Below are 25,391 nucleotides of genomic sequence, written 5' to 3'. Positions count from 1 at the left end.
GAACTCTGCGGCCACTCTATCGAGATCCTCCTGGGAATGCAAGGACAGGTCCGTGCCCTTCGGGAAATACTGCCGAAGAAGGCCGTTGGTGTTCTCGTTCGAACCCCGCTGCCACGGCGAATGCGGATCGCAAAAATAGACTGGCATGCCGGTTCTCACGGTGAAATCGGCGTGCCGGGCCATCTCCTTGCCCTGGTCCCAGGCAGGGTGGTGCCGTCGGCCGAGGGGAAGGACTTGGACACGTGGTCGACGTCGACGATCGCGGTCTGCTGTCCGGTCGCGGTCGTGTGCAACGGGTAGGTGGCCGTCACGGCACCTCCTCAGTCAGATCGATGCTTCGAGTCTTGGCCGGTCGCTGGTGGTATCCGTAGGGGTCAGGTGAGGGAGTAGCGGGTTTCGGCGTAGCGGTAGAGACGGCGCCAGAACAGCCGGTTGAGCCCGACGACATAGACGCTCATGACGATGACGCCGACCAGGGTGCGGGCGAAGTTGCCCTGGGCGGTGGACTGGGAGATGTAGGCGCCCAGGCCGGTGGCGGTCAGGGTGTGGGGTCCGTACGAGACGACCTCGGCGACGATCGAGGCGTTCCAGGCGCCGCCGGCGGCGGTGATGCCGCCAGTGACCCAAGCGGAGAAGATCGCCGGCCCGATCAGGGTGCGCCACCGCAGCAGGCGGTCCATCCGAAGGCTGGTCGCGGCCTCGCGCAGGTCGCTGGGGATCGCCGAGGCGCCGACGATGACGTTGAACAGGATGTACCACTGGGCGCCCAGGCTCATCGGCACGATGCCGCCGATGTTCAGGCTGATCCCGGTGTGGATGAGGACGAGGGTGACGAACGGGAACAGGAAGTTGGCGGGAAAGGACGCGAGGACCTGCACGACCGGCTGCGCGTAGCGGGTCACCTTCGGGTTCATCCCGATCCACACGCCGATCGGTACCCACACCGCGGAGCCGATCACGATGAGGACGAGCACCCGCGCAAAGGTCGCCAGGCCGAGCAGGAAGGCGTGCCCGAACTCCCCGAGCCCGGTGCCATGGCCGACGTAGACCAGCATCCTCGACACGCCCCAGCCGATGAGCCCGAGCACCACCGCGGCGAAGACGACGTCCCCGGCGCGGCGCCGGTACGGATGGACCTGCAGTGGGTAGTCCGCGAGCCCGAAGGGCCGGGTGACCCGGTCGAGCACCCGGGCGGCGGGGCGCAGCCCATTCCCGACGAGCGCTGGCAGGCTGGAACGGCGCAGCAGGTTCAGCGTCACGCTGCGCTGCACCTCGGCGGCGGCGGTGTCCTCGGCGCGGAAGCGTTCCGCCCAGGCGGTCAGGGGCCGCCAGAAGACGACGTTGACTCCGACCACCATCACGATCATCACGCCGATGGCCAGCAGCAGCCGCCCGACCTGCTTGTGCTCGGTCACGGCGGCGACGTAGGAACCGATGCCAGGCAGCGCGTAGGTGTGGTTGTTCACCGAGATGACCTCGGACGCGACCAGGAAGAACCAGCCGCCCCCGAAGCTCATCATCCCGTTCCAGACCAGCGGGATCATCCCGTTCGGCACGTCCAGCGTCCAGAACCGCTGCCAACGAGTCAGCCGCAGCAGCCGCGCCGCCTCATCCAGCTCCCGCGGCTGCGTCGTCAGCGACTGGTAGAACGCGAAGGTCATGTTCCACGCCTGGCTGGTGAAGATCGCGAAGGCGCACGCGCACTCGACACCCAGCATGGTGTGCGGGAACAGCGTCAGCCACACCGACAACGTCACCGACAAGAAGGCCAGCACCGGCACTGACTGCAGCACGTCCAGGACCGGCAGCAGCAGCTTCTCCGCCCGGCGCAGCCGCGCGGCGGCGGTCGCGTAGACGAGCGTGAATGCCGTCGAGACCGCGAGTGCGGCGAACATCCGCAGCAGCGACCGGGCCGCATAGTACGGCAGATGCGACGGATCGGTCGACACCGACGACGCGGCCGTTCCGCGGTTGAACGGCGCGTTCACACCGTGCGACAGGCGGATGAGCAGCCAGAACAGCACCGCGACCGCGACAAGCACCACCGCGTCGGCCACCAGGTGGGTCCGCGACCGCAGCGTCGCGCCCTGGGCGGTGAACGGCGGCGCCATCGACATCGGGAACCTCCAGGGGCGGGCGGACCGCCGCGCCCGAGGCGGATGTCAGGGCGTGACGGCGCAGGGCACGGCAATCTCGGCGGGCGAGCAGGGACGGTCGGCGCAGGGACTATGGGCATCCGCGCTCACCGCGCTCACCTCCTCTGCTCGGTCGGTCACGTTCACCAGGCGTGCCGGCCTGGCGCCCCGCAGGCGGCCTCAGCGTAGCGATACTCAACGAGTTGCGCAAACCCCAGATTGGGGGGAGAGTGGGAGACGATGACGCAGACACACCAGACGGCACCCACTCCCGCATCGCGCCACGTCACCGCCGCCCAGCTGGACGCCGCCGCGGCGTCGTTCGACATGCTCTCCGTGCCGGGTCGGCTGCATCTCGTCTGGCTGCTCGCCTCCGGCGAGTACGACGTGACCACCCTCGCCGAGCTCACCGGCGCGAACGTCCCCGCCGCCAGCCAGCAGCTGGCCAAGCTGCGCGCGGCCGGGATCGTCACCGCCCGCCGCGACGGGCGCCGCCAGCTCTACCACGTCGAGGACCCACACATCGTCGGCGTGATCGAGCAGATGTTCAGCCACATCGCCCCCGACGGCACCCTCGCCGTCGAGCCGGTGCCAGACCCCCGCCGGCCCCCGCGCCGCCCGCGCTTCACCCCGACCAGTGTCTGAACGGCAGGGCCCCCGGAAGGGGCAGGTCACCGGGCGGGGCTCCGTAGCGGGTTTTCGCGTTAGGGCGCGTATCGGGTTGTGATCGATCTGCGGGGTTCGTTCGTGTAGCGGGCCTGAGTGGGTAGACCGTCGTCCAACACCTGGTCGTCGTCGACCTTGCGACTCGGACGGTGGAGCGGCCGAACGAACTGCCCGTTGGGATCTTCACCACGGCGCTCGGCGTGCCGTTCTTCCTGTGGCTGCTGCGCCGCCGAGCGGGACGGAGCACCTGATGCGGCTCGCGCTGGCCGGAGTGTCGGCCGAGATCGACGGAAGTCCGATCGTCAGCGACGTCAACCTGGCCGCCGAACCGGGCGAGTTCGTCGCCCTGATCGGCCTGAACGGCAGCGGTCTATTCTGATGTTGGCTCTGCGCTTCCGATGTACGGATATTCCACTCCAAGAGGGGGCGCGCCGCAGCCCAGTTCCCCGGGTTCTTCGCCTGGGTTCGTAGCGGCTCGATTCCGTAGCAATCAGTGTGGATAGACGGTTGCGATGATCGCCTCGTACCGTTGTCGGTTCGGCAGCCGGGTGTTCGGCATCGACCTTGGTGTCACCTGCCGATACCCTCGGCCTGCGCCACGCCCGCGACGCCGGCCACATCGCCGCGATCGACGACACCGCCCGCAAGTTGATGACCCTGCTGTGTCCACAAGATGCCCTTTAGGTGGCTGCGGTCCATGTCATGAGGTCGAGTGGCTGGTTTCTAGCCGCCGTCAGTGGGGCGAGATGGCGGAAGCCGGCTCGTTCGTAGAGGCGCCTCGCGTGGCTGTCCCGATGTACGCACAGCCATGCCTGCCGGCAGTTCGTAAGCATATCCGTCAGCAGCGTGGTTCCTACTCCATGGCGTTGTGCGTCGGGGTGGACCATCAGCTCGGCGATCTCGTACGTGCCGCGTAGATGCCGATCGATGAGACCGGCGTCGATCTGGGTCAGCAGCTGCTGGTAGAAAGGCTCATCCGGTGGGAAAGGCCCGGTGAGACTGTAGCCGTAGCAGGCGCCCAGCAGTTCGTCGTCGGCCACGGCCAGTATGCAGCGGAACGTCGGAACCGTGCTCTGCCAGGCGAATCGGCGCAGGAAACGGAGGACGTCCGCGTGGGTCTCCCGCCATGGCGGACCGGCGAACGCCACACCGTACAGATCGGCGAGCTGCCTGGTCCAGCCGCGCGTGCCAGATCCGTCCTGCTCTTGGTAGGAGATCCCTGGTCCGTTCATCGCCGAGGCACAGGAATTGCGGGGACCGCCTTCCCCAGGCGAACTCTGATATGTGCTTGCACTGAAAATATCATCGTGAGTATCTTCTCCCTGGTCTGCGCAGACAGGTTGTGGATAGCCGTGGATAGCCGCAGATCGCTGAACGACGTCTTCGGGCTGTCGTCGGACGGGAAGTATCTGGGCGCCGACGAACGGCGCGGGATGCGCTTGCGTCTACGGCCCTGCGCGGGCCGCGCGCCGGCTTCGGTGTGTCGAAGGTGGCGCTCATCAACCAGGGAGCCTTCCTGCCTGGCGGGCCGCTGGCCGGTCCGACGGGTCGCCGGAGGGACTTTCCGGGTTGATGAGCGTGGCGTAAGCGCCACCGCAATGGACGAGTTCGCTGTGGGTGCCGGTCTCGGCGATCCGGCCGTTGGCGAGCACGATGATCCGGTCTGCGGTTCGGATTGTCGACGGCCGGTGGGCGATGATCATGCAGGTGCGTCCGCGGCGGGCGGCACGCAGTGCCTCGGCGATGAGGTGTTCGTTGTCGGTGTCGAGGTTGGCGACGGCTTCGTCCATGACGAGGATGTCGGCGCCGGTGAGCAGGGCGCGGGCGATGGCGATGCGTTGGCGCTGTCCGCCGGAGAGGGTTGCTCCGTGTTCTCCGAGCCGGGTCTGGTAGCCGTTCGGGAGGGCCGTGATGAAGTCGTGGGCGCGGGCTTGGCGGGCGGCATCGATGAGGTCGGCCTGGGTGGCGTCGGGGCGTCCAATGCGGAGGTTCTCCGCGATGGTGGCGGTGAACAGGTGGCCGTCCTGGGGTACATAGGCGATTCGGGACCGTAGTGCGTCTTGTGGGTAGGCGCGTAGGTCGTGGCCGCCGAGGGTGATCCGGCCGCTGGTTGGGTCCCAGAAGCGTAGGAGCAGGTTGGTGCAGGTGGTCTTTCCTGCGCCGGACGGTCCGACGAGGGCGGCCGTCTCGCCCGGTTCGACGGTGAAGGACACCCCTGTCAGAACGTCCGGCCCTTCTACGTGGTAGCGAAAGGTCACGTTCTCGAAGGTCAGCCGGGCCGGTGGTATGCCGGCCGGAGGTTCGGATGCGTGGTCGGTGACCTGCGGCGGGTGGTCCAGCAGGGTAAAGATGCGGGTGGCGCTGGCGCGGATCTGACCGAGTTGGCCGGCGGTGGGGGTGACCTCGAGGATCGGGCTGGTGCTGGCTGCGGCGAGCACGACCGCAAGCGGAAGATCGGCGAGGTCGAGCTGTCCGGAGGCGGCGAGGCCTGCCGCGCCGAGCAGGACGGTGAGGGTCGCGACGGCGGTGAGGAGGTCGGCGGCGGCGTGTTCGGCGCCGAGGCGGACGCTGTGGGACCGCTGGTGGCGGGCGAACGTGCGGGTGGCGGTGCGTAGCCGGGTGAGGTGGTCGTTGCCGCGGCCGAGGCTGACGAGTTCCCGCAGGCCATGCACACCGTCGATGACGTCGGCGTGCAGTGCGCCGAGGTGCGTGCGTAGCCGCGCGCCTTGGCGCACCGCCCGGGCGGCGAGCCAGAAGGGGACGCTGGCCAGCGCCAGCAGCGGGCCGAGGAGGAGCAGGGCAAGGACGGGAGCGATGGTTGCCAGCACGCCGAGCGTGGTCGCGGGGACTGCGACGGCGACGACGTAGGCGGCGATGGTGTGGGCGTAGAACCATTCGAGGGTCTCGACGTCGCCGATGACGGTGGCGGCGAGGTCGCCGCTGCGTTGCTCCAGGAGTTGAGCCGGCGCGGTCCGTTCGAGTGCGTCGTAGAGGCGGACGCGGAGGTCGGCAATGATCCGGTAGGAGTAGTCGTGGGCGACCCACATTTCGGCCCATCGGGCGAGACCGTGCCCGGCGACGCAGCAGGCCAGCGCCAGGATGCTCGGCGTCAGCGACGAGGCGGTGTGCCCGCTGGCGGCGGCACCGACGAGCCAGGCTGCCAGCGCCGCCGCGGCGACGCCGAGGCCGTGGCTGGCCAGGCCGGCGGCGACGGTCGCGACGAACAGGCGGTGATACGGCCCGAACAGGGGGATGAGACGGCGCAGGGGTACGGGTTGGGCCGTGCCGGCTGAGGCTTCGGCGGCCCGGGTGGTGGTCATGGCGCGACCGTCTGCCGGGCGGTGAGCCGGGCGTAGAGGCCGTCGTCCCGGAGCAGGTCGTGGTGGCTGCCGGTCGCGTCGACTGTGCCGTTGTCGAGGACGACGATCCGGTCGGCGTGCTGGATGGTGGACAGCCGGTGGGCGATCACGAGGGTGCTGCGGTCGCGGGTGATGTCGGTGAGCGCGTCCTGGATCGCGGCTTCGCTGGCGGGGTCGACGTGGGAGGTGGCTTCGTCGAGGACCAGGACGGGGGCGTCCGCGAGGAGCGCGCGGGCGAGGGCGACCCGTTGACGCTGGCCGCCGGAGAGGGTGAGCCCTCGTTCGCCGACGCGGGTGTCGTAGCCGTCGGGGAGCGCGGTGATGAAGTCGTGCGCCGCGGCGGTCCGGGCCGCGCGGATCAGGTCGGTGTCGGGGGCGCCGGGGCGGGCGAGGCGCAAGTTGTCGGCGATGGTGCCGTGGAAGAGGTAGGTGTCCTGCCAGACGACGGCGACCGAGGCGCGCAGCGACGCCAGGGTGAGGGTACGGATGTCGACCCCGCCGAGGGTTATCCGGCCGCTGGTGGGGTCGAAGAAGCGCAGCAGCAGGGCGACGGCGGTGGTTTTCCCGGAGCCGGACGGGCCGACCAGCGCGACGGTCTCGCCTGGGTGGATATGCAGCGACAGCCCGTCGAGGGCGGGAGTGGTGCGGGCGTCGTAGGTGAAGCCGACGTGGTGGAAGGCGACGGCGGGTAGCGCGGTGCGCCGCAGCAGTGCGGCGGCGGGCAGTGCGGCAACCGCGTCCGGAGCTTCGACGACGCCGGCTTCGGCCCTCAGCAGCCGGTCGATGTCCGCGACCGCGGAAATGCCGAGGTAGCCGGCGTGCCAGTAGGCGGACAGCTGCCCGAAGGGCCGGAAGCATTCGCGGGCGAGCAGCAGCAGGGTGAACAGGCCGGTGGTGCTGATCGTGCCGTCGGCGCGGTGCAGCGAGCCGACGACGGTGGCCACGGCGACGCCCGCTCCGATGCCGGTGGTGGTGATGGCGGTGTCGATCAGCGAGACAGCCATCTGGGCCATCGTCGCGCGGTAGAGCAGGTGGGAGCGGCGCTGCAACTGGCTACGACGTCGGCCGGCGGCGTTGAACGCCTTGAGGATCGTCATGCCGCGCATCGCGTCAAGGTAGTCGGCACCGAGCCGGGTGTAGGCGTGCCAGTGGCTTCGGCCGCGTTTGCCAAGGAGCCGGTCGAACAGGCGCGGGCCCACGGCGACCGTTGCCACGCAGACCGCCATGAGAGCGGTCGCGAGCGGGTCGATCCGGCTGATGACGATCAGGATCGCCAGCGGCCCTACCAGCGCGGTGATCAGCTGCGGAAGGTAGCGGGCGTAGTAGGCCTCCAGGCCTTCGACCCCGTCGACGAGGCTGGACATGGTCGCGCCGCTGCGGGTGCGCAGCAGGTAGCCAGGGCCGAGTTCGAGAAGCCTCGCCGCGAGGCGCAGCCGGATGCGTTCCTTGACCGTGGCGGCCGTCGCCTGCTGGGAAATCTCCCGGAGCCAGACCAGCGCCGCGCGCAGGGTGACCAGACCACCGAGGACGCCCAGCGGCAGGGCGAGTTCGGCCAGCCGGGCGCCACCGGTCACCCGGCTGAGGATCGCGGCGATCAGCATCGCCTGGGCGATGTGGGTCGCGGTGGCGGCGAGGCTCGCCGAGGTGGTGAGGGCGAGGTGGCCGCGGATCGTTCCGGTCAGGGCGATCAGCCGTCGGTGCAGCATCACGGCGGGTCGAGGTCCTTTCGCGCGCGGGTGGTCGTCGGTGTTCCTTGCCGCGGGAGGTGGCCGGCGTCGGCGGTGGTGGGTGCCTCGGCGGTGGTGGTCGGGAGGGCGAAGGAGAGCTGGAGCCGTCCGGTGGTCGGATGGATACCTGGGACGGCATGGACGCCGAACACCTCGGCTATCAGGGTTGGGGTGAGGACCTGCTCGGGGGTGCCGGTGGCGACGATGCGACCGTCGTGCAGCAGGTAGAGCCGGTGGCAGAAGGCGGCGGCAAGGTTGAGGTCGTGCAACGCGGCCAGTGTCGCCGGGCCGAGCCCGGCGACGAGGTGCAGCACCTCCAGTTGGTAGCGGATGTCGAGGTGGTTGGTCGGTTCGTCCAGCAGCAGCACCGGCGTCTGCTGGGCGAGCGCTCGGGCGATGAGGACGCGCTGCTTCTCGCCGCCGGACAGGCTGGCGAAGGCCCTGCCACCTGCCCTGGCCATACCGACCCGGGCCAGCGCGTCCCGGACAATGGCCAGGTCCGTTGTGGTGTCGCGGTCGAGGAGTCCCTTGTGGGGGCCGCGGCCCATGGTGACGATCTCCTCGACGGTGAAGCCGAAGTCGCTGGCCTGCTCCTGGGGGACCACGGCGGTGCGGCGGGCGCTCGCGCGGGGCGGCAGCGCCCACACGTCATCGCCGCCGATCCAGACGGCGCCCGCGGTGGGCCGGACGGCTCGATAGACGGCGCGCAGCAGGGTGGACTTGCCGCTGCCGTTCGGGCCGACGATGCCGACCAGCTCACCGGCCTCGACGTGCAGGTCGACTCCGTCGACGGCGCGGTGGCCGGCGAGAACGACGGCCAAGCCGTCGATGCGCAGCCTCATCGGCCGCCTGCCACTGCGGGCCGGCGGCGCAGCAGGTGCAGGAACAGCGGAGCGCCGACGGCGGCTGTGATGACGCTGAGTGGCAGTTCCTCGGGGGCGACGACGATCCGGGTGAGCAGGTCGGACCAGACGAGGAACAGCGCCCCGCCAGCCGCGGCGAGTGGCAGCAGCCGCCGGTGATCCGCGCCGACGAGCAGCCGGGCGATGTGCGGGACGACGAGGCCGACGAACCCGATCCCGCCGCTGACCGCGACCGCGACTCCGGTCAACAGCGAGGTGATGATCAGGAGTTCGGCGCGTAGCCGGGGGACGTCGACGCCGAGCGCCGCGGCGGTGTCGTCCCCGACGAGCAGCGCGTTGAGCGGTCGTGCTCGCAGGGTGAGCCAGCCGGTCCCGGCGACGATCGCGAGTGTGGGTAGGCCGAGCTGGGACCAGGTCGCGCCGCCGAGGCTGCCCAACAGCCAGAACAGGGCGGTCTGCGCAGCCCGGGCCGACCCCGACTGGAAGATCAGGAAGCTGGTGCCGGCGAAGAACAGGTAGGACAGCGCGACGCCGGCCAGCACCAGCCGGGTCGGGGAGAACTGGCCGTCCTGGCGGGCCAGCAGCCACACCGCCGCGAGCGCGGCCAACGATCCGGTGAACGCCGCAGCCGACAGGCTGGTGGTGCCGGCCGCACCGGCGACGAGGACGATGACGGCGGCGAACCCGGCGCCGGACGAGACGCCCAGCACGAAGGGGTCGGCCAGCGGGTTGCGGACCACTGCCTGCAGGGTGGCGCCGACCACGGACAGCCCGGCGCCCACGACCGCGGCGAGCAGCACCCGCGGGAGCCGGAACGTCCAGATGATCTGGTCCGCGCCGGTCAGGTCGGTGGGTAGGCGGACGCCTGGGACCAGGTGGAACCAGATGATCCGCAGCGTCGCCGACGGCGCTACTCCGACGGACCCCACCGACACGGCGATCACGATGGAGGCGGCCAGCAGAAGCGGTGTCACGCCGACGGTCACGCGGCTGCGCCACCGTGCACCCGTCCGGGCCGGGCGAGCGGGCTGCCCGACCGCGGCATCGGGAGACACGGTGCCGGGAGACGCGACGCCGAGCGGGGGTGCGTCGGCGCGGCGAGGGCTGGTTTCGGCGCTACCGGGCACGGCGCGGGGTCAGGAGGCGCGCGGGAAGAACGCCTGGGCCAGCTTCTCCACCGCGGTGATGTTCCGGATGCCGGGGCTGAGCTCGATGTTCTGCACGGACACCACCCGCCAGTCGCGCGCAGCAGCAGTGGTGGGGAATGTCCGGAGCAGGTAGTCGGCTTTCTCCTGGGCGGTCGGGCCGGGCTGGTAGTCGTTGGTGACGAACACCTCGGGGTTGCGTTGGACGACCTGCTCCGCGCTGACGGTCGTGTCGACCTTCGCGGGATCACTGAACACGTTGTCCCCGCCAGCCAGGTCGGGCAGGTCGGAGTAGCCCCGGGCGGTGACGTTGAGTGGTCCGGTCCCACCCTGGTAGATCATGATCCGGACGGGCGCACGCCCCGCGACCTTGGCGGTGACGGCGCCGATCCGCGCCTTCATCGCCGCGACGAGTTGTTGGGCCTGCGTGTCCCGGCCGAAGATCTTGCCGATGTTGAGGATGTCCGTGTACGTGTCGGCGATCCTTGCCTGCTGGCCGGCCTTGCACCGGGCGGTCATCACGTAGACCGCGGCGCCGGACGCCTCGATCTGCTCCCGGGAGGCGAGTCCCTGGCTGGGGTCGAACTCGTAGCTCGGGTCGGCGACGAAGACGAAGTCGGGCCGGGCCGCGAGCAGCCGCTCCTTGGTGGGTGGGTACGGGCCGGGGGCAAGCTCGGGGATCTTCCGGAAGGCCGCTTCCTGCTCGGGCAGCAGCGGGGACTCGGCGAAGCCCTCCCGGCCGACCATCCGGTCGGCCAGTCCCAGGGCGATCATCATTTCGGTGGTCGTCTGGTAGAAGCCGATCGCCCGCGTCGGTGGCTTGGCGATGGTGAGCGTTCGGCCGCAGTTCTGGACGGTGACGGCGCCACCGGTATCCGCCGACGGGCCTGCCGTCGCGGTGGTCGTGTCGCCACCGCAGCCGGTCAACGCGATCGTGCCTGCGGCGAGCGCCGCCGCGGCCCCGATCAGCGCTGGTCGGCGGACCTTCGCCGCGAGCGTGCCGAGTCCGTACGCCATGCCGCCCCCTCCATCCCGGCACCGGCGAGCCGGAGATCGACAGCGAGCTTATCGCAAAGAGGTCGCAACTACTCAGCCTTTGCAGAGATGTTCCGGCTGGTCAGAGGCTGGCTGCCGAGCAGGAATTCGCCGACGGAGGCCTCCGCCGCCGGGTCGGCGCCGACCATCGCCGCGAACAGGTCGCTGTTGCCGGTGCCGGGTGCGCACGGCGCGAGGTCCATGTCGGTCGCGACCAGGTACATCGTCTGGAACAGGACGCCGACGTTCTTCAACGTCGTCGCGTAGGCGATGCCCTCGTACTTCCAGGACAGGCGGGCGAAGCGGGAGGTCAGGACCAGCACCACCTGGGGCATGCCAGCCATCCCGGCGGCCAGGCGTGCGCCCGTCGTCACGGCGTCGAGATCCGCGGGTCGGGCCTCGATCGGTTCGAGACAGTGGCCGTCCGGGTCGTAGTGGTACAGGCCAGGGCCCACGCCTGCGCAGCGGGTCACCAGGGGATAGATCTCCAGGTCGTACCCGGCCCCGCCGCTGGGGTAGGGCCGGTCACTGGCCGGGTAGTGCACTCCCGCCGCCGGATCTGGCTCGATCATGCGGCGGACCCGGGCGACCCGATACAGGAAGTGGCCGAGTTCGGTGCTGCCGATCGAGGGTTCGCCGTGGTCCCGGACGGAGCGGCGGGCTTCCAGCACCGCGCCGAGCGGCCGGCCCCAACCGAGCGCACCGGGATCGGGACGAGGCAGGACGAGCGCCGGCCGGTCGTGCCGGCGGGGCGCGACGGCGGGCGCGGGTGCGATCCGGCCGCGGAACCGGTAGGTCCCGCCGAGCGAGGCATCGTGGCGGCCCAGCCGGCTGCGGGTGTGAAACAGCAGGTCGTGGAACTCCCGTTGAGCCAGCACCGGGTCGGCCTCCTCCGTGTCGGCATAGGTGAGCATGCCGGCGGCAGCGAGCAGTCCGGTCACCCCGACCAGCACGCGGTCCCAGCAGCCGTCGGGGTGGACGGTTGGCTGGCGCTGGTCGACGGCAGCCGTGGACAGCCCGACGAGTACCGCGGCGGCGACGGGATCGACCAGGTGGATGCGGATCGGGCTGCGCGGGGATTCGAGCACCATCCGCTCGCCGTCCCGACGGCACCAGGCGAAGCGGGACAGCCGGGCCGTGCTGTCGCGGACGGGCGTGACCCGGGCCAACACGGCCCGGGTCATCGGTTCGGCGACCGCGAGGACGCGGCCGTCGACGCGCAGCGCATGACGCAGCACCCCCGCCGCGCCGAGCCGACGCAGCGCCGCCCGCAATGATGCCTGGCCCTTCGTCATCCCGGAGTCTCTCGGCCCGCCCTGCATCGCCAGAACCAGCTCATCCTCGCTGCGCCAGCCGTCGGAGAGCAGGCCGAATGCGTGGCGGACGTCCGGGTCGGCAGCGAGCGGGAACCGGCGGCCGGTCGGGAGCCGCAGTTCCGCGGCGGTGCCGGCCGCCGTCACCGTGACGCCGGGGTGGAACGCCGCCGCCACGTCCCAGTCGGCCGGATCCCCGATCCGGCCCGGCTGCCAACACCGTTCCCAAGGATCATTCGTCGGATCGCCACCTGCCGCACTGTCAGGGTCGGGCCAGGGCGCTGCGGCCGGCAGGAGATCGGCGGGGTGGGCCGGGTCGGCCGGAACAGGCGGATGCATGCCGTCGTGAGAGTAGGTGCGCGCCGGGGATACGGCGGTGTCCATCGACACCAGGCGATGGTGTCGGTTCGCACTGTGCCCTGGTGCGCGGGAAGACGGTGCGGGCCGGCGGGCGCGACCTACCGTCGACGGTGCCTGTGATCCGGTGCCGTTCCCCGCGGCGCCCCAACCGTGTTCGAGGAGAGCCCGATGACGAACGAGCCGCTGTTCGAGTCGTTGGACGACGAGGAGATCTTCCCTGCGCCGCACAACCCGACCGCTCTGGTCCAGAGCCCCTTCGCGTGGGACGACACCGAAGCGACCGAGGCCGGCGACGACCAGGAGTAGGCCCCGCCCCGTCGCCCGCGCGGCCGGCATCCATCCAGCCGGGGGGTGCCGCCGCGCGGGCTGACACGAGTCCATGAGAGGCCGGTCACCCTTGCAGGGCCGGAACTGGAGCGCACACCGAGGCTTGGCGCGCTTGCGCGACGGCTGCCACATCTACCAGGGCCCGGACGGCCAGTGGCGGCTTGCCCTGCCCGACGGCAGCCTGCAACGGTTGCGGCTCTCCGCCGAGGATGGCCGCGCCCTGGCCGAGCTGGTCACCAGCGGGCAGGACGCGGATCGGGTGCTCGCTGGCAACCCGGCCACGACAGCCCTCGGCGAGGCCCTCGACGCATTGGACGCCGCCGGCCTGCTCGCGCCGACGCTATCGGCGCCGCCAACGCGGGTCGCAGACGCGGGTCGACGCGCGCGGGCAGCGGTCGCCGTCGACGGCGATACCCTGGTCGCCGACCTGCTGACGGACGTGCTCACCCGCGCCGGCCAGGCGATCGTTCCCGACGCGGACGGCCCGGGGGCCGCGATGGTGGTGGCCTGTGCCGGCTGGCTGCCCGACCGCCGCTGGCAACGGCAGACCCGCCGGTGTACGGCCCGCGGGGTGGCGTGGCACTGCTGCTACTGGGAGGGTCACCGGCTGTTCCTCGGCCCACCGGCAGCTCCGGGCCGACCCGGCGGCTACGGCGACACCCGTGCCCGCAGGCTCGCGGCCTCCACCAGGCCCGACGAGCTGGAGGCCTACTGGCGCCACCTTGAGGAGGCTCCCGGCCTCCCGCCGCCACCGGTTGCGCCCGCCCTCGCCGCGGTCGCCGCCGGTCTGCTCGCCGCGGACGTCCTGGCGATCCTGGCCGGGCACCCCGCACCGCACGACCGCTGGCAGCTCGAACTCGACCCGACCACCTTCGAGCTGCGCCGGCATCCGGTCCTCCCGCTGCCCCACGAGATCCTCACCGCGGGCGAGCAGCCGCCCGCCGCCCCGTTGCGCGCGTCGTGACCGGCTACGTTGCCGTAGCGGCGGCCGGCGCACCATCCGTGCTGCATCAGGTGTGCCGCCTTCCCGACGGCACCCGGCTCGCGGCGGATGTCTGCCTGCCGGCGGGTGGGCGACCCGCGCCCGCGGTGCTGCTGCGCACCCCGTACGGCCGCTACCAGCACCGCGCCGAAGGCGCCGGCTGGGCCCGGCACGGCTTCGCGTTCGTGGCCAGCGACGTCCGCGGTCGCTACGACTCCGAGGGCGCATGGCAGCCCTACCGCAGCGAACGCGGCGACAGCCCCGCGGTCGTCGGCTGGGTCGCCGACCAGCCCTGGTGCGACGGCCGGGTCATCGTCGCCGGCGGCTCCTACGCCGCGTTCACGGCTTGGTGCGCGGCGATCAGCGCGCACCAGGCGATCGCTGCCGTGATCAGCATGGTGCCGGCGATGGGCCTGCGGGCCGTCCATGTCGACGCCGGCGGCATCCTGCACCTGGCCAGCGCCGCCGGCTGGTGGGTCACCCACGGGGACGCCTCCGTCAGCCGGCCCGGTGCCTTCGCTGCGGCCCTGAGAGCCGATCGGGCGGCGCTGCACCACCTGCCCGTCGGCGACCTGCCGGGCCGGCTCAGAGTGGACCTCCCGAGCTGGCCGGCGGTGCTGGCCGCCGCCGAGCAGCCGGCCGGCGAGGAGGAGACCGCCGCGATACGCGACGAGGAACTGGCCGCAGTCGCCGTGCCCGTCCTGCACGTCGGCGGCTGGCACGACGGGTTCATCGGGCAGACTTTGCAGCAGTGGCGGCTGGCGGGCCGGGACGTACACCCGCGCCCGGACCGCGGGTTGATCATCGGCCCATGGGCGCACGACCTGCGGTTCGACGTGCCCTACCAGCTCGGTGACCGAGACTTCGGCCCGGCTTCCCGGTTCGCGCTGGGGCGGGCTCAGGTGCGGTGGCTGGGCTGGGTGCTCACCGAGGCCGCCGGATCACCGCCGGCACCGCAGGCCCGGGTCGACGAGCCGGTGCGGATCTTCCTGATGGGCGACAACCGGTGGGTCGATCTCGCCGCCCCCGACGACACTCACGGCCAGCCGGTCGAGCCGGTCGAGCCGGTCGAGCCGGTCGAGCCGGTCGAGCCGGTCGAGCCGGTCGAGCCGGTCGAACCGGTCGAACCGCGGCGGCGGGTGCTGTACGCCGGTCCCGACGGCCGGTTGCACGGGCAGCCAGCCACCGTCGGCGGTACAGACGAGTTCGCCTACGACCCGGTCGACCCGACACCGTCACATCACGTGCCGGCGCATCGCGACGATCTGGCCCGTCGGGTCGATGTCGCCGGCTACACCACCGCCGCACTGGCGCGGCCTTTGCACATCATCGGCAGCCCGCAGGTCACCCTGTACGCCTGCACCGACGCGCCCGCGACCGACTGGGCGGCCCGGCTCTACGAGGTGTTCCCTGACGGCCGGCGCATCCCGTTCTCGGACGGCATCGTCGACGCCCACGCCGCTGCGGCCCGGGCAGGTGGACCACCGCCGCTGCCCGGTCGGCCGCAGCGGGTGCACATCCCGCTCTCGCCGACGGCACTGGTCATCCCCGCCGGTCACCGGCTGCGGTTGGAGGTTGGCTCGGCGGACTTCCCCGAACACGCGCGCACCTTCAACACCGGCGGCGATCGGCACACCGCCGTCGTCGGACAGGTCGCGCACCAGCGTGTCCTGTTCGGACCGGACACCCCCACCCGCGTCGCCCTGCCCGACGACCTGTGGATGGACCCCGACGAGGGCGAGGACCGCGGCCCCGGTGGTCCGCTGTGAGCACGCTGCAGCCAGCAGGTGTCGACCTGCTGGTCGACGCCAGATGCGGGATCGTGCGGAAGCTGCTGCGCGTGCCCACCCCGGACTGGCTGCCAGCCCAGCTCGTCGTCTACGGCGCCGACGTCGCCGGGCTCGGCTGCCACGGCCCCTGGGTCGACCCGTGGACCTCGGCAGCGACCCTCGCCGACCCGCCCGGCGCCCGGGCCGCCGCGCTCGGCGAGGCAGCCGAACGCTACGCCGGCAACCTCGTCCCGCCCGGTCTGCGCCGTGGCAGTGCCGGTGAGCTGCGGGACGGCGGCGCCCAGCTGGTCGGCCCGGCCGACCTGCCGCTGTACGCGCCGTGGCAGTACGCGGCCCGCGGGTTCCCCTTCGTCCCGTTCACCGACGACCTGCGGATCGCCTGGGTGGACGGTGTCGACCTGACCAGCGGGGCCACCGTGGCCGTACCGGCGTCGCTGGCCTACCTCAACTACCACCACAACATCAACTATCGACGTGGCGGCCCCGACCACGCTGACCGGCCCGATCGGCGTCGAGCCGCGGAGCCCGTCACCCATGGGGTGTACTTCCCCGGGATCGCCGCCGGCCCGTCCCCGGTCATTGCCCAGGAAACGGCGCTCGCCGAGGTCATCGAACGGGACGCCGTCAGCGTCTGGTGGTGCGCCGACGCCCCCGCGACCGGCATCGACCTCGACTCCCTGCCAGAGCTCGCCGCCGTGCTCGCCACCACCCGGCTGCGCTGCCACCTGGCCTGGATACCAACCCGGCTCGGACTGCCGGTCGTCGCCGCCCTCCTGCACGACCCCGAGCAGGGCATCGTGACCCTTGGCAGCGCGGCCAGGCAGGACCCGACCGCGGCGGCGGTCAAGGCGTTCGCCGAGGCCTGCCAGCTCGCCCTGTTCAGCGCCGACCTGCTCGACCCCGCCAGCAGGGTCTGGAAAGCGGTCGCCACCGGCCGACAGGACCGGCGCTGCTTCCTGCCGTACCGCGCCGACCGGCGCTACCTCGACCAGGCCGGGGTCGACTACCGAGCCGCCGTCGACTTCGCCGTGCACGCCCAGCTCTACCTGGACCCGCGGATGCACGACCGGGTCGACCGCCTCCGCCGGCCGGCCCGCGTCCTCGGCATCGACGACATCTCTGCCGGCAGCCACTCCCACGTCCTCCAGCGGCTCACCGACCAGGACCTGCGGGCCGTCGCGATCGACCTCACGTCCTCCGACCTGCGTACGGCCGGCGTGCACGTCGCCCGTGTCGTGGTGCCCGGCCTGTGCGCCAACGCACCCGCAGCCCTGCCGTACCTGGGCGCGCACCGGCTCTACACCGAGCCGGTCGCGCTCGGCTGGGCGGCGGCGCCGCTACGTCCGACCGACGTCGTCCGCGCCCCCATCCCCGCGATCTGACTCCCACGTCGTGTCCACCGCCCGCCAACCTTCCCCATCCGACCAGGTGCTCGACCCCGCAGGCGCGCCGGCAGCGGCGACAGCGAGGCCGGAACACGTCGTCGTCGGCGGCACCCCGCCGGCGGCGGACCGTCCGGCCGAGGCGAACGACCCTCTCGTAGACCCTCTTGTGGACGCCCGGACAGGGATAGTCCGCCTGCTGCGGCCGCAGCCGCTGCACCCTCACCTACCCCGGCAACTGCGGCAGGTCATCGCCTCCCTCGCCGACACCCGGCCGATCAGCGGCGGCGGCCGGGGCGACCCGGTCGCCGCCGGCTGCGCCTGGTGGGACCGGGCCGCCGCCACGAACGCCGCGCTCGGCGAGGCCGTCGAACGCTACTGCGCCGCGCTCGTCCCCGCCCGTCTCACCGGCGCCAGCTACGCCGAGCTCGCCAGCACCGGGCAGGCCGCCCTCGACCCGCACGACCTGGCCCTGTTCTCCGCCGAGCAGTACGCCACACCAGGTTTCCCGTTCGCGCCGTTCACCCGCGACCAACGGGTGCGGTGGGTCCCCGGCCGCGACCTGACCACCGGCCAGCCCACTCTCGCGCCCGCGTCCCTGATCTACACGACCTACCTGAATAGTGCCGGCGCGGCCGGTGAGCCCCGCCTGCACCCGCTGCGGCACGCCGGACTGGCCGCCGGACGCAGCCGCGCCCACGCCGAGGGTGCCGCGCTGCTCGAACTGGTCGAACGGGACGCCGTCCACACCGCGTGGACCCGCCCCGCACCGCTGCGCCGGGTCGAGCTGCCCGGCTGGCTGCACCGGCTGCTGCAGGGACCTCACCGAAACCTCGAGCCCCACGTCATCCAGTTCCCCGCCGCGGTGGACCTGTCCGTCGTCGGCGTGCTGCTGTACGACACCGACACCGAGCTGGTGGGGCTCGGCACCGCATGCCGACCGGACCCGCTGGCGGCGGTCTTCAAGGCGGCAGCCGAGGCGGCCCAGCTGCACATGCTCGCCCATGCCCTGCTCGAACCCGGCAGTGCGCCGCTGCGGCTCGGTGCCGGACCGGCCGGCCCGCTCAAACCGTGGCGGGCTGACCGTCACTACCGGCGCTCCTACCGCCCGGACTGGCGCGACGTGCGCGACCTGCTCTGCCACGCGCAGCTCTACCTCGACCCGAGCATGCGCACCCTGCTCACCGGCCGTCTCACCGGCGGCCCCCAGCTCACCGTGGGCGACCTCCCCACCGGGGGGCCGACCAGTGTCGCCGCCACCGTCCAGCACCTCTCGGCCCGCGGGCTGCGCACGATCTCGGTGGACGTGACCACGTCAGAGGTCGCTGCCTGCGGCTGGCACGTCGTCCGCGTGGTCGCCCCGGACCTGTACGACAACGCCCCGGCGGCGTTTCCCTACCTGGGGGGACGCCGCCTCGGCCCGGCTGGCCCGAACGGCTGGTGCCTGCTGCCCCTTCCCTACGCCTAGTCCACCCGGGCCAATCCACCTGGCGAGATGTGCGCCACGCCGTCGGAGCACAACGGTCAAACGGTGGAATGACCTGCGAAGAGTTTGTAGTTGCATTAATCTTGCATATCGGTGGGTCGGGCGAGGGGCGGTGTGGAACGGCTGTGCCCGGCTGTGTCTGCACCGCTTACGAGGGATGAGATTCCGTGGCCCACGTCGCCGTCGTGGCCGCTCCGCCGCCCGCCGTACTGCTGGGCTGGCTCCAGCAGGCCGGGCACGACGTCACATTGATCGCGCCCGAGCGGCTCGACGGCAGCACGCTGCTCGACGGCCGGCCACCGGTCGTAGCCGCGATGCGCGGCTCACCGGCGCCGGTCGTCGCCGCGCTCGCGCGGCAGACGGGTGTGCCCTGGATCGCCTGGAACCTCGACAACAACCCGAACGCGGCCGTCGCCGCCTACGAGGCGGGAGCCCACGCGGTGCTGCCCGCCGAGATCACCCAGGCGGTGCTGCTGCGCTCACTGGCCGCCATGGCCGGCGAACCGTCACCGTCGTCCACCGTCCCGACCGGTGCCCACCGGCCGCAGCGGTATACCCGCGGGCAGCGGGTGCTCGTAGCGCCCGAAGGGCTCCTCGTTGTTCAGGACGGGATCGTGGCCCTGACCGCGGTGCACCCCGACGGCACGGAGGTCCTCCTCGGCTTCTGCGGACCGGGCCAGGTGGCCGTCGGCCAGACCCGTCGGGGATTGCCGACCCGCACGCCCACACCGACATCGTGGTGACCCTGCTCGAGTACGACGAGGCCGTCCACCGGAGGCTCGCCGAGCCGATCCGCGAACGGCTCCGCTACGCGGACGCCTGGGCCGCGGCCCGCGGCCACTGCCGCCTCGACGAGCGCCTGCTGGCGATCTTGGAGGTTCTCGCCGACCAGTTCGGGGTAGGCGCCGCCGGTCGGCGGATCATCGACCTACGCCTCACGCACACGCATCTGGCCGCAGCGACCGGCGCCACCCGGGCGACGATCACCCGGCTGCTCGGCGTGCTACGACGGCGCCACCTGGTCGGCACCGTCGGGACCGGCAGCGAGGAACGCATCTGCCTCTACGACACCCCGTCCGCCGTCCTGCCCGCTGTCGGTCCTGGACCCGCGGTCGACGGTGCGCAGCGGCGACGTCAGCAACGGTGACCGCACACCGACGACCAGTACCGTGGCCACCCCAACCGCCGCCACCGCCAGCGCCATCCGCACGTTGACGGCCTGTGCGACCAGACCGCCCACGACCGCGCCCAGCGGCTGCCCACTCCACGCCAGCATCCGACCCGCCGCATTCACCCGGCCCTGCAACCGGTCCGGCGTGACCATCTGCCGGATAGTGATCCCGTTGAGCACCACCAGCACGTGCGCCGCATCCCACACCAGCAGGAACACGATCCCGACCGCGAACGTCGGTGCGGCCACCAGACCAGCTACACCGATCAGCGTGCCCACCAGACCCAGCACGGTGATCAGCCCGGCGCGTGTCCGGGCCGCCAACACCGGCAGCCCGACCGTCGCCAGCAGCGACCCGATGCCCACGACGGCATACAGGACCCCGATCCGGCTGTCCCCACGGGGCAGGCCCAGCGCCTGCACGCCGTAGACGACCAGCAGGCCGAGAACCGCCCCGCCGGTGAACGTCGCCCCGAAGCCGACCAGTGTGGTCACCCGGACCAGCGGGTGGCGGCGCACGAACCGTAAACCCTCGGCCGCATCGCGGGCCATCCGCGCCCAGGCCGATCCGCCGTCGACGACCGTCGGCGCGCCGGTCTGGAAGGGGCGCCGGATCGTCAGCAGCAACATGGCGGAAGCCAGGTAGCTCCCCGCATCCCACCACAATGCGTCCGCCGGCCCGATCCACGCGGTCAGCACCCCGGCAGCAGCGGGCCCAGCGACCGACAGCACCTGCTCGGCCGACCACACCGCGCTCGTCGCGGCGACCAGCCGGTCCCGGCCGACGAGCGCGGGCAGTGCCCCGAAGTTCGCCGCGTCGAACCACACGAACAGGCAGCCCGACACCAGAGCCACCCCGGCGACGTGCGCCAGCGTCACGCCGCCTACCGCATCGGCCAGCGGGATCGAAGCCAACAGCGCCGCGTTGGCCAGATCGCACCCGACCATCAACCGCCGCCTGTCGACCCGGTCGGCGAACGTCCCGGCAACCAGCCCGAACAGCAGGTACGGCGCCGCTTCCAACGCGGTCAGGAGCGCCGTCCATGCTGCCGACCCGGTCAGCTCGAAGACCAGCACCGGCAGCAGGACGGTCGTCACCACCGTCCCCGACAACGACGCCGCCCGGGCGCACCAGAACCGGACGAAAACCGGGTCGGCCCGCAAGGAACCCGGACCGCCGCCGGCCGGGCCCCCCGGCGTGGCGGCGGTCACCGGTACCGGCGGGGCAGGGCCGGTACCGCAAGGCAACAGGCCAACCGATCACGGACTGGCGGCGCGATCAGCCTCGCCTGGGCGCCCGCCGCTCTCACGGTCAGACCTGACGTGCCTGACGGGCGGTCGTGTAGCGGGTCGCCACGTCGGCCCAGTTGACGATGTTCCACAGGGCCGAGACGTAGTCGGCCTTGACGTTCTTGTACTGCAGGTACCAGGCGTGTTCCCAGGCGTCGAAGACGAGTAGCGGGGTGTTGCCGATGCCGACGTTGCCCTGGTGGTCGTAGACCTGCTCGATCAGCAGCCGGTCGGACAGCGCGTCGTAGGCGAGTACTCCCCAGCCGGAGCCCTGCACGGTGGTGGTGGCGGCGGTGAGCTGGGCCCGGAAGCCGTCGAACGAGCCGAAGGAGGCGTCGATGGCGTCGGCCAGCGCGCCGTCGGGCTTGTCGCCGCCGTCCGGGGAGAGGTTCTGCCAGTAGATCGAGTGCAGGATGTGTCCGGACACGTTGAACGCGAGCGTCTTCTCCAGCCCGACGATGGCGCCGAAGTCGCCCTTGTCACGCGCGTCCGCCAGCTTCTCCAGGGTGGTGTTGGCGCCTGCGACGTAGGTGGCGTGGTGCTTGTCGTGGTGCAGCTCGAGGATCTGCCCGATGATCGCCGGTTCCAGGGCGGCGTAGTCGTAGGGCAGATCCGGCAGGGAGTAGATCGTCACGATGTGTAGTCCTTCCAGGTGATGAGCGAACGGTGGCCACCGGCGCGACCGGGCCCTGCCGGCCGTGCCAGGGATGATCAGAAAGGGGGCGTCGGATCAGCGGGCGTCGTCCAGGCCGATCCTGAGATCAGGTGGCCGGGTCGGTGACGTAGGCGCGCCGGATCGCCGCCAGCACCTCCCGCGGCCCGGTCTCCGGTCCGGAGCGTTCGGCCAGGTCATCAAGGGTGATCCCGCACAGAGCGGACAGGCCCAGCACCAGTTCGGCCATCGCCTCCGCCGGGTTCGACCGACCGGCGCCGTCCGCCATCACCCGCTGCACGCTTTGCCAGAAGAAACCGGGGTCATCGGCCGAATCGGTGTAGGCGGTCATCACCTCGATCGCGACCGGCAGGCACCCGGCCGGCCCTCCAGCACCTGGGCTCACGGCCACTCCCTCCATAGCCAACCCGCGCCGGGTCGGACAGCTGCGAATTCTATGCAACTACGTACCTCTCTCGAATGCCCGTACGAGGGCTCAGCACCCGTCCTGTTCACCGGGTCGGGCACACAGCGGCCCGAGGATCGCCGCCGGACACGGCCGGCCGGATGGATGCTGGAGGCATGCACACGATCAGCGGACGCCAAGCAGCCGACCCTGTCGGACTGACAGAGGTCGACGACGCGGGCGAGCGGCGCGCAGCGCACCGGGCTATCGCCCTGAGCGCGGTCGGTCTCGCCGCAACAGGCCTCGCCGAGCTGCTCATCGCTCTACTGACGGGGTCCGTGGGGCTCCTCGGGGACGCGTTCCACAACCTGTCCGACGTGTCCACCAGCCTGGTCGTGTTCCTCGGATTCCGCGTCTCGCGGCGCACCGCCAGCGAGCGCTATCCCTACGGGCTGGAGCGGGCCGAGGACCTCGCCGGCCTCGGCGTCGCCGCGGTCATCTGGGCCAGTGCGCTGTTCGCCGGCGTGGAAAGCGTCCGCAAGCTGCTGGGCCATGGCACCACCACCCACCTCGGCGTCGGGATCGCCGCCGCCGCGATCGGCGTCCTGGGCAATCAGCTTGTCGCCCGCTACAAGCTGCGTGTCGGCCGGCGCATCCAGTCCGCCACCCTCATCGGCGACGCCAAACACTCCTGGCTGGACGCGCTGTCGTCGGCCGGTGCCCTGGCCGGCCTGGTCGCAGTCGCCGCCGGCGCCCGCTGGGGCGACCCGCTCGCCGGCCTTGCCGTGACCCTGCTGATCTGCCACATCGGCTGGGAGGTCACCACCGATCTCGCCCGCCACCTGCTCGACGGCGTCGACCCGGCCGTCATCACCAGCGCCGAGGCTGCCGCCACCACCGTCCCCGGCGTCAGCCACATCCACGCACGCGCCCGCTGGACCGGCCGGACCCTGCGCGTCGAGATCGAAGGCTGGGTCGACCCCGACCTGCCCGTCCGCGCGGCCGATGCCATCGGCCGCCACGTCATCGCCGCCGTCGCCCATGCCCTGCCCGAAGCGCGTGCCATCAGCTGGTCCGCCCGCTCCGCTGGCTAGCCTGCGGCGGCCCGCAGCGAGACTGCCGGGCGCCGCCGAAGACCTCCTGGCCCACGCAGCCCAGTTGGTGGATCTGGGCAGTGGACAGGTGGCCGTCCGCGGCGGCCAGTGTTTCGACCACGTGTTGGCGGACGATGGTCCATCGTTTGCCAACGGACTTGCCCGTCTCCCGTGCGCGCCGGGCCGCCCACTCTGCCGCATCGCCGCGTCCGAGCGTTTCCGCTCGTATGACCATCGCAGGCCCTCCAGGTCATCCACGTCCCCGCGGGTCTCCCGCACACGCTGTGCACACACCAACACCATCGGCAAAATGAATGCTACTGCGAAAGCCTTGCAAAAGCGCAGATCCTGCGGTTAATGTCGACGCGCCTGCCAGGGGGAATGGCGTGACCACCGGGACCGGGGACACGCCGTCCGCCGCCGTTCATGCAGCGGGTCGGCGCCGTGGCAGCGCCGGTGGGTCCACGAACCTCGGTCCGATGACTTTGAGAGGAGACCCCCGTGGCTCAACCAGCTCCCAGCGCCGCAGGGCCGTCCCTGGCGACGCGGCTGGCGCAGTTCCGGGGCAGCCTCACCGGCGCGGACAAGCGCTCCCTTGCCGGGATGGCCGCCTTCATCGTCCTGCTCCACACGCTGGGTTTCGTCGTCCTGTTCGCTCTCGTGACGCCGCACAACTACCAGCTCGGCGGCGACCACCCCGTGTTCACCGCCGGCGTTGGCGTCCTCGCCTACACCTTCGGCCTGCGCCACGCCTTCGACGCCGACCACATCGCCGCCGTCGACAACACCACCCGCAAGCTCATCGCCGACAACATCGCGAAGGAAGCGGCCGGCCAGGGCCGCCAACGACGGCCGCTCTCCGTCGGGTTCTGGTTCTCCCTCGGTCACTCGACCATCGTGTTCGCCCTGGCGTTCCTGCTCTCCATCGGCGTCAAGTCCCTCGTCGGCCCGGTCGAGGACGACAGCTCCAAACTGCACACCATCACCGGCGTCATCGGCCCGTCAGTCTCCGGCGTCTTCCTGTGGATCATCGGGATCCTCAACCTCGCCGCACTGCTCGGCATCGTGAAGGTCTTCCGCGAGATACGCGGCGGCAGCTACGACGAGCAGGAGCTGGAGCGCCAGCTCGATTCGCGCGGCTTCATGAACCGCTTCCTCGGCGGGCTAACCAAGACCGTGACCAAGCCGTGGAACATCTACCCCATCGGCGTCCTGTTCGGACTCGGCTTCGACACCGCCACCGAAGTCGGCCTGCTCGTCCTCGCCGGCGGCGCGGCAGCGTTCAACCTGCCCTTCTACTCGATCCTCGTCCTGCCGATCCTCTTCGCCGCCGGCATGTGCCTCATGGACACCATCGACGGCGTCTTCATGAACGCCGCCTACGGCTGGGCGTTCGCCCGCCCCGTCCGCAAGGTCTTCTACAACCTCACCATCACCACGATCTCCGTCATCGTCGCCCTCGTCATCGGCACCATCGAACTCATCGGCGTCCTCGCCGACCGCTTCACCATCGAAACCGGACCACTCGCCTGGATCGCCAATATCAACCTTGACTACGCCGGCTACGCCATCGTCGGCCTGTTCTTCCTCGCCTGGGCCATCGCCCTGTCCGTCTGGTACTTCGGCCGCATCGAAGAACGCTGGTCCACCAATCCGACCTACGAGGCCACCCACCCAGCCGAATCGGCCTGACACCCGATCGAGCCGCGTCCGGTCGGCCCCCACAACGCGGAAGCGCCGCCAAGGAAACCGCCCGGCGTCATGGTGGGCGGTTTCCTTGACGCCCACCATGACGCCACCTTCCTCACCGCTATCCCCAGCCCCAGGCCGTGGCACTGCTCGTCCCGGACTCGGCCCCGGTCCCAGGCTCGGTCCTGGCCTCGTTCTCGTGTAGGAGGAGCCGGCAGGCGTCGGCGGTGCTCTCGTCTGCAGGGTGTAGACGAATCAGCGCCTGGCCGCTGTCGCCGATCGGCCGCAACGTCTCGTAGCGCAGCGCCAACCGGCCGACGAGCGGGTGGTCGACAACCTTGTCGCCGTACGTCTTGCTCTTCACCCGCTGCTGGGCCCACAAACGCGCGAACTCAGCGCTGGCGACGGACAACTCGCCACCAGGTCAGGTAGTCCTGGATGCGCTGGGTCATCGAGGTACAGGCCCCGGCGCGTCAGCCTGCCGGCACCGCTCGCACTGCGGGACTGTCAACTTTCCGG

General features: G+C 71.4%; 23 protein-coding genes and 4 pseudogenes. 13 read left to right on the top strand and 14 right to left on the bottom strand.

Annotated elements, in window-relative coordinates; genetic code table 11:
* From MJ797_RS19280 to MJ797_RS19270, 3 genes and pseudogenes are all read right to left on the bottom strand, one after another.
* Positions 1-231 (bottom strand): annotated as a pseudogene (locus MJ797_RS19280) (IS30 family transposase); the annotation flags it as partial.
* Positions 156-311: a hypothetical protein gene (locus MJ797_RS19275; RefSeq protein ID WP_239337401.1), complete on the bottom strand. Its 156-nt coding sequence runs from the start codon at positions 309-311 to the stop codon at positions 156-158. The gene MJ797_RS19275 and the pseudogene MJ797_RS19280, both read right to left, overlap by 76 nt.
* A gap of 63 nt (positions 312-374) precedes the next feature.
* Positions 375-2,117 (bottom strand): ABC transporter permease subunit, encoded by a 1,743-nt coding sequence (locus tag MJ797_RS19270; RefSeq protein WP_239337398.1) that lies wholly within the window; start codon positions 2,115-2,117, stop codon positions 375-377.
* 258 nt (positions 2,118-2,375) lie between these two features.
* Here MJ797_RS19270 and MJ797_RS19265 point away from each other — a divergent pair, with 258 nt between their 5' ends.
* From MJ797_RS19265 to MJ797_RS27575, 4 genes and pseudogenes are all read left to right on the top strand, one after another.
* Entirely contained in the window at positions 2,376-2,780 is a 405-nt protein-coding gene (locus MJ797_RS19265) for a helix-turn-helix transcriptional regulator (protein ID WP_239337395.1), read from the top strand.
* Between the two features lie 137 nt (positions 2,781-2,917).
* Positions 2,918-3,052, top strand: a pseudogene (locus MJ797_RS27045) (iron chelate uptake ABC transporter family permease subunit); the annotation flags it as partial.
* On the top strand, positions 3,052-3,180 hold the full coding sequence (locus MJ797_RS27040) for a hypothetical protein (RefSeq protein WP_255739202.1): 129 nt from the start codon (positions 3,052-3,054) through the stop codon (positions 3,178-3,180). The pseudogene MJ797_RS27045 and the gene MJ797_RS27040, both read left to right, overlap by 1 nt.
* Before the next feature lie 166 nt (positions 3,181-3,346).
* Positions 3,347-3,458, top strand: a pseudogene (locus MJ797_RS27575) (hypothetical protein); the annotation flags it as partial.
* Positions 3,459-3,481: 23 nt separating this feature from the next.
* Here the strand turns inward: MJ797_RS27575 and MJ797_RS19260 are convergent.
* The 7 genes from MJ797_RS19260 to MJ797_RS19230 all read right to left on the bottom strand — a co-directional run bounded on the left by MJ797_RS19260 (position 3,482) and on the right by MJ797_RS19230 (position 12,627).
* A complete protein-coding gene (locus tag MJ797_RS19260; RefSeq protein WP_239337392.1) occupies positions 3,482-4,033 on the bottom strand; it encodes a GNAT family N-acetyltransferase in 552 nt (183 codons plus the stop codon).
* Positions 4,034-4,300: 267 nt separating this feature from the next.
* Positions 4,301-6,121: a thiol reductant ABC exporter subunit CydC gene (gene cydC / locus MJ797_RS19255; RefSeq protein ID WP_239337389.1), complete on the bottom strand. Its 1,821-nt coding sequence runs from the start codon at positions 6,119-6,121 to the stop codon at positions 4,301-4,303.
* Positions 6,118-7,866 carry an ABC transporter ATP-binding protein/permease gene (locus MJ797_RS19250; protein ID WP_239337406.1) on the bottom strand — a complete coding sequence of 583 codons (1,749 nt, stop codon included), beginning with the start codon at positions 7,864-7,866 and terminating at the stop codon, positions 6,118-6,120. Before MJ797_RS19250 ends, cydC begins: the two co-directional genes overlap by 4 nt.
* Positions 7,866-8,729, bottom strand: a complete 864-nt coding sequence (locus MJ797_RS19245) for an ABC transporter ATP-binding protein (RefSeq protein WP_239337374.1) — start codon at positions 8,727-8,729, stop codon at positions 7,866-7,868. The genes MJ797_RS19250 and MJ797_RS19245 overlap by 1 nt, the downstream gene beginning before the upstream one ends.
* Positions 8,726-9,736 carry an iron ABC transporter permease gene (locus MJ797_RS19240; protein ID WP_239337357.1) on the bottom strand — a complete coding sequence of 337 codons (1,011 nt, stop codon included), beginning with the start codon at positions 9,734-9,736 and terminating at the stop codon, positions 8,726-8,728. The genes MJ797_RS19245 and MJ797_RS19240 overlap by 4 nt, the downstream gene beginning before the upstream one ends.
* 150 nt (positions 9,737-9,886) lie before the next feature.
* Positions 9,887-10,912, bottom strand: a complete 1,026-nt coding sequence (locus MJ797_RS19235; RefSeq protein ID WP_239337355.1) for an ABC transporter substrate-binding protein — start codon at positions 10,910-10,912, stop codon at positions 9,887-9,889.
* 68 nt (positions 10,913-10,980) lie between these two features.
* Positions 10,981-12,627 carry a SagB family peptide dehydrogenase gene (locus tag MJ797_RS19230; protein WP_239337333.1) on the bottom strand — a complete coding sequence of 549 codons (1,647 nt, stop codon included), beginning with the start codon at positions 12,625-12,627 and terminating at the stop codon, positions 10,981-10,983.
* 144 nt (positions 12,628-12,771) lie between these two features.
* On the opposite strand from MJ797_RS19230, the gene MJ797_RS19225 reads away from it, so the two are divergent.
* From MJ797_RS19225 to MJ797_RS19195, 7 genes are all read left to right on the top strand, one after another.
* A complete protein-coding gene (locus MJ797_RS19225) occupies positions 12,772-12,909 on the top strand; it encodes a hypothetical protein (RefSeq protein WP_239337328.1) in 138 nt (45 codons plus the stop codon).
* A gap of 124 nt (positions 12,910-13,033) precedes the next feature.
* A complete protein-coding gene (locus tag MJ797_RS19220) occupies positions 13,034-13,894 on the top strand; it encodes a hypothetical protein (protein ID WP_239337316.1) in 861 nt (286 codons plus the stop codon).
* A complete protein-coding gene (locus MJ797_RS19215; RefSeq protein WP_239337314.1) occupies positions 13,891-15,681 on the top strand; it encodes a CocE/NonD family hydrolase in 1,791 nt (596 codons plus the stop codon). Before MJ797_RS19220 ends, MJ797_RS19215 begins: the two co-directional genes overlap by 4 nt.
* Positions 15,678-17,084 carry a YcaO-like family protein gene (locus tag MJ797_RS19210; protein ID WP_239337311.1) on the top strand — a complete coding sequence of 469 codons (1,407 nt, stop codon included), beginning with the start codon at positions 15,678-15,680 and terminating at the stop codon, positions 17,082-17,084. The genes MJ797_RS19215 and MJ797_RS19210 overlap by 4 nt, the downstream gene beginning before the upstream one ends.
* A 46-nt stretch (positions 17,085-17,130) precedes the next feature.
* Positions 17,131-18,552 carry a YcaO-like family protein gene (locus MJ797_RS19205; RefSeq protein ID WP_239337297.1) on the top strand — a complete coding sequence of 474 codons (1,422 nt, stop codon included), beginning with the start codon at positions 17,131-17,133 and terminating at the stop codon, positions 18,550-18,552.
* Positions 18,553-18,737: 185 nt separating this feature from the next.
* Positions 18,738-19,313 carry a cyclic nucleotide-binding domain-containing protein gene (locus MJ797_RS19200; protein ID WP_239337283.1) on the top strand — a complete coding sequence of 192 codons (576 nt, stop codon included), beginning with the start codon at positions 18,738-18,740 and terminating at the stop codon, positions 19,311-19,313.
* Positions 19,310-19,717, top strand: coding sequence for a helix-turn-helix domain-containing protein (locus MJ797_RS19195; RefSeq protein ID WP_239337279.1), 408 nt, complete (start codon positions 19,310-19,312; stop codon positions 19,715-19,717). The genes MJ797_RS19200 and MJ797_RS19195 overlap by 4 nt, the downstream gene beginning before the upstream one ends.
* Positions 19,718-19,768: 51 nt before the next feature.
* On the opposite strand, the pseudogene MJ797_RS19190 reads toward MJ797_RS19195, so the two are convergent.
* The 3 genes and pseudogenes from MJ797_RS19190 to MJ797_RS19180 all read right to left on the bottom strand — a co-directional run.
* A pseudogene (locus MJ797_RS19190) lies at positions 19,769-20,953 on the bottom strand (MFS transporter); the annotation flags it as partial.
* A gap of 100 nt (positions 20,954-21,053) precedes the next feature.
* Positions 21,054-21,665, bottom strand: a complete 612-nt coding sequence (locus tag MJ797_RS19185) for a superoxide dismutase (protein ID WP_239337276.1) — start codon at positions 21,663-21,665, stop codon at positions 21,054-21,056.
* A 127-nt stretch (positions 21,666-21,792) separates the two neighbouring features.
* The gene (locus tag MJ797_RS19180; protein WP_239337274.1) at positions 21,793-22,089 is read right to left on the bottom strand and encodes a hypothetical protein; all 297 of its coding nucleotides are present in this window, start codon (positions 22,087-22,089) and stop codon (positions 21,793-21,795) included.
* Between the two features lie 176 nt (positions 22,090-22,265).
* On the opposite strand from MJ797_RS19180, the gene MJ797_RS19175 reads away from it, so the two are divergent.
* Both MJ797_RS19175 and MJ797_RS19170 read left to right on the top strand, forming a co-directional pair.
* Entirely contained in the window at positions 22,266-23,183 is a 918-nt protein-coding gene (locus tag MJ797_RS19175) for a cation diffusion facilitator family transporter (RefSeq protein WP_239337270.1), read from the top strand.
* A gap of 501 nt (positions 23,184-23,684) precedes the next feature.
* Positions 23,685-24,875 carry a HoxN/HupN/NixA family nickel/cobalt transporter gene (locus MJ797_RS19170; protein WP_239337267.1) on the top strand — a complete coding sequence of 397 codons (1,191 nt, stop codon included), beginning with the start codon at positions 23,685-23,687 and terminating at the stop codon, positions 24,873-24,875.
* Between the two features lie 118 nt (positions 24,876-24,993).
* Here MJ797_RS19170 and MJ797_RS19165 read toward each other — a convergent pair whose 3' ends face one another.
* A complete protein-coding gene (locus MJ797_RS19165; RefSeq protein ID WP_239337264.1) occupies positions 24,994-25,284 on the bottom strand; it encodes a hypothetical protein in 291 nt (96 codons plus the stop codon).
* Between the last annotated feature and the right edge of the window lie 107 nt (positions 25,285-25,391).

It is taken from the genome of Protofrankia sp. CiP3, assembly GCF_917627345.1.
In the GTDB taxonomy this organism is placed as follows: domain Bacteria; phylum Actinomycetota; class Actinomycetes; order Frankiales; family Frankiaceae; genus Protofrankia.
This window is presented reverse-complemented; position numbering and strand designations above follow the sequence as displayed.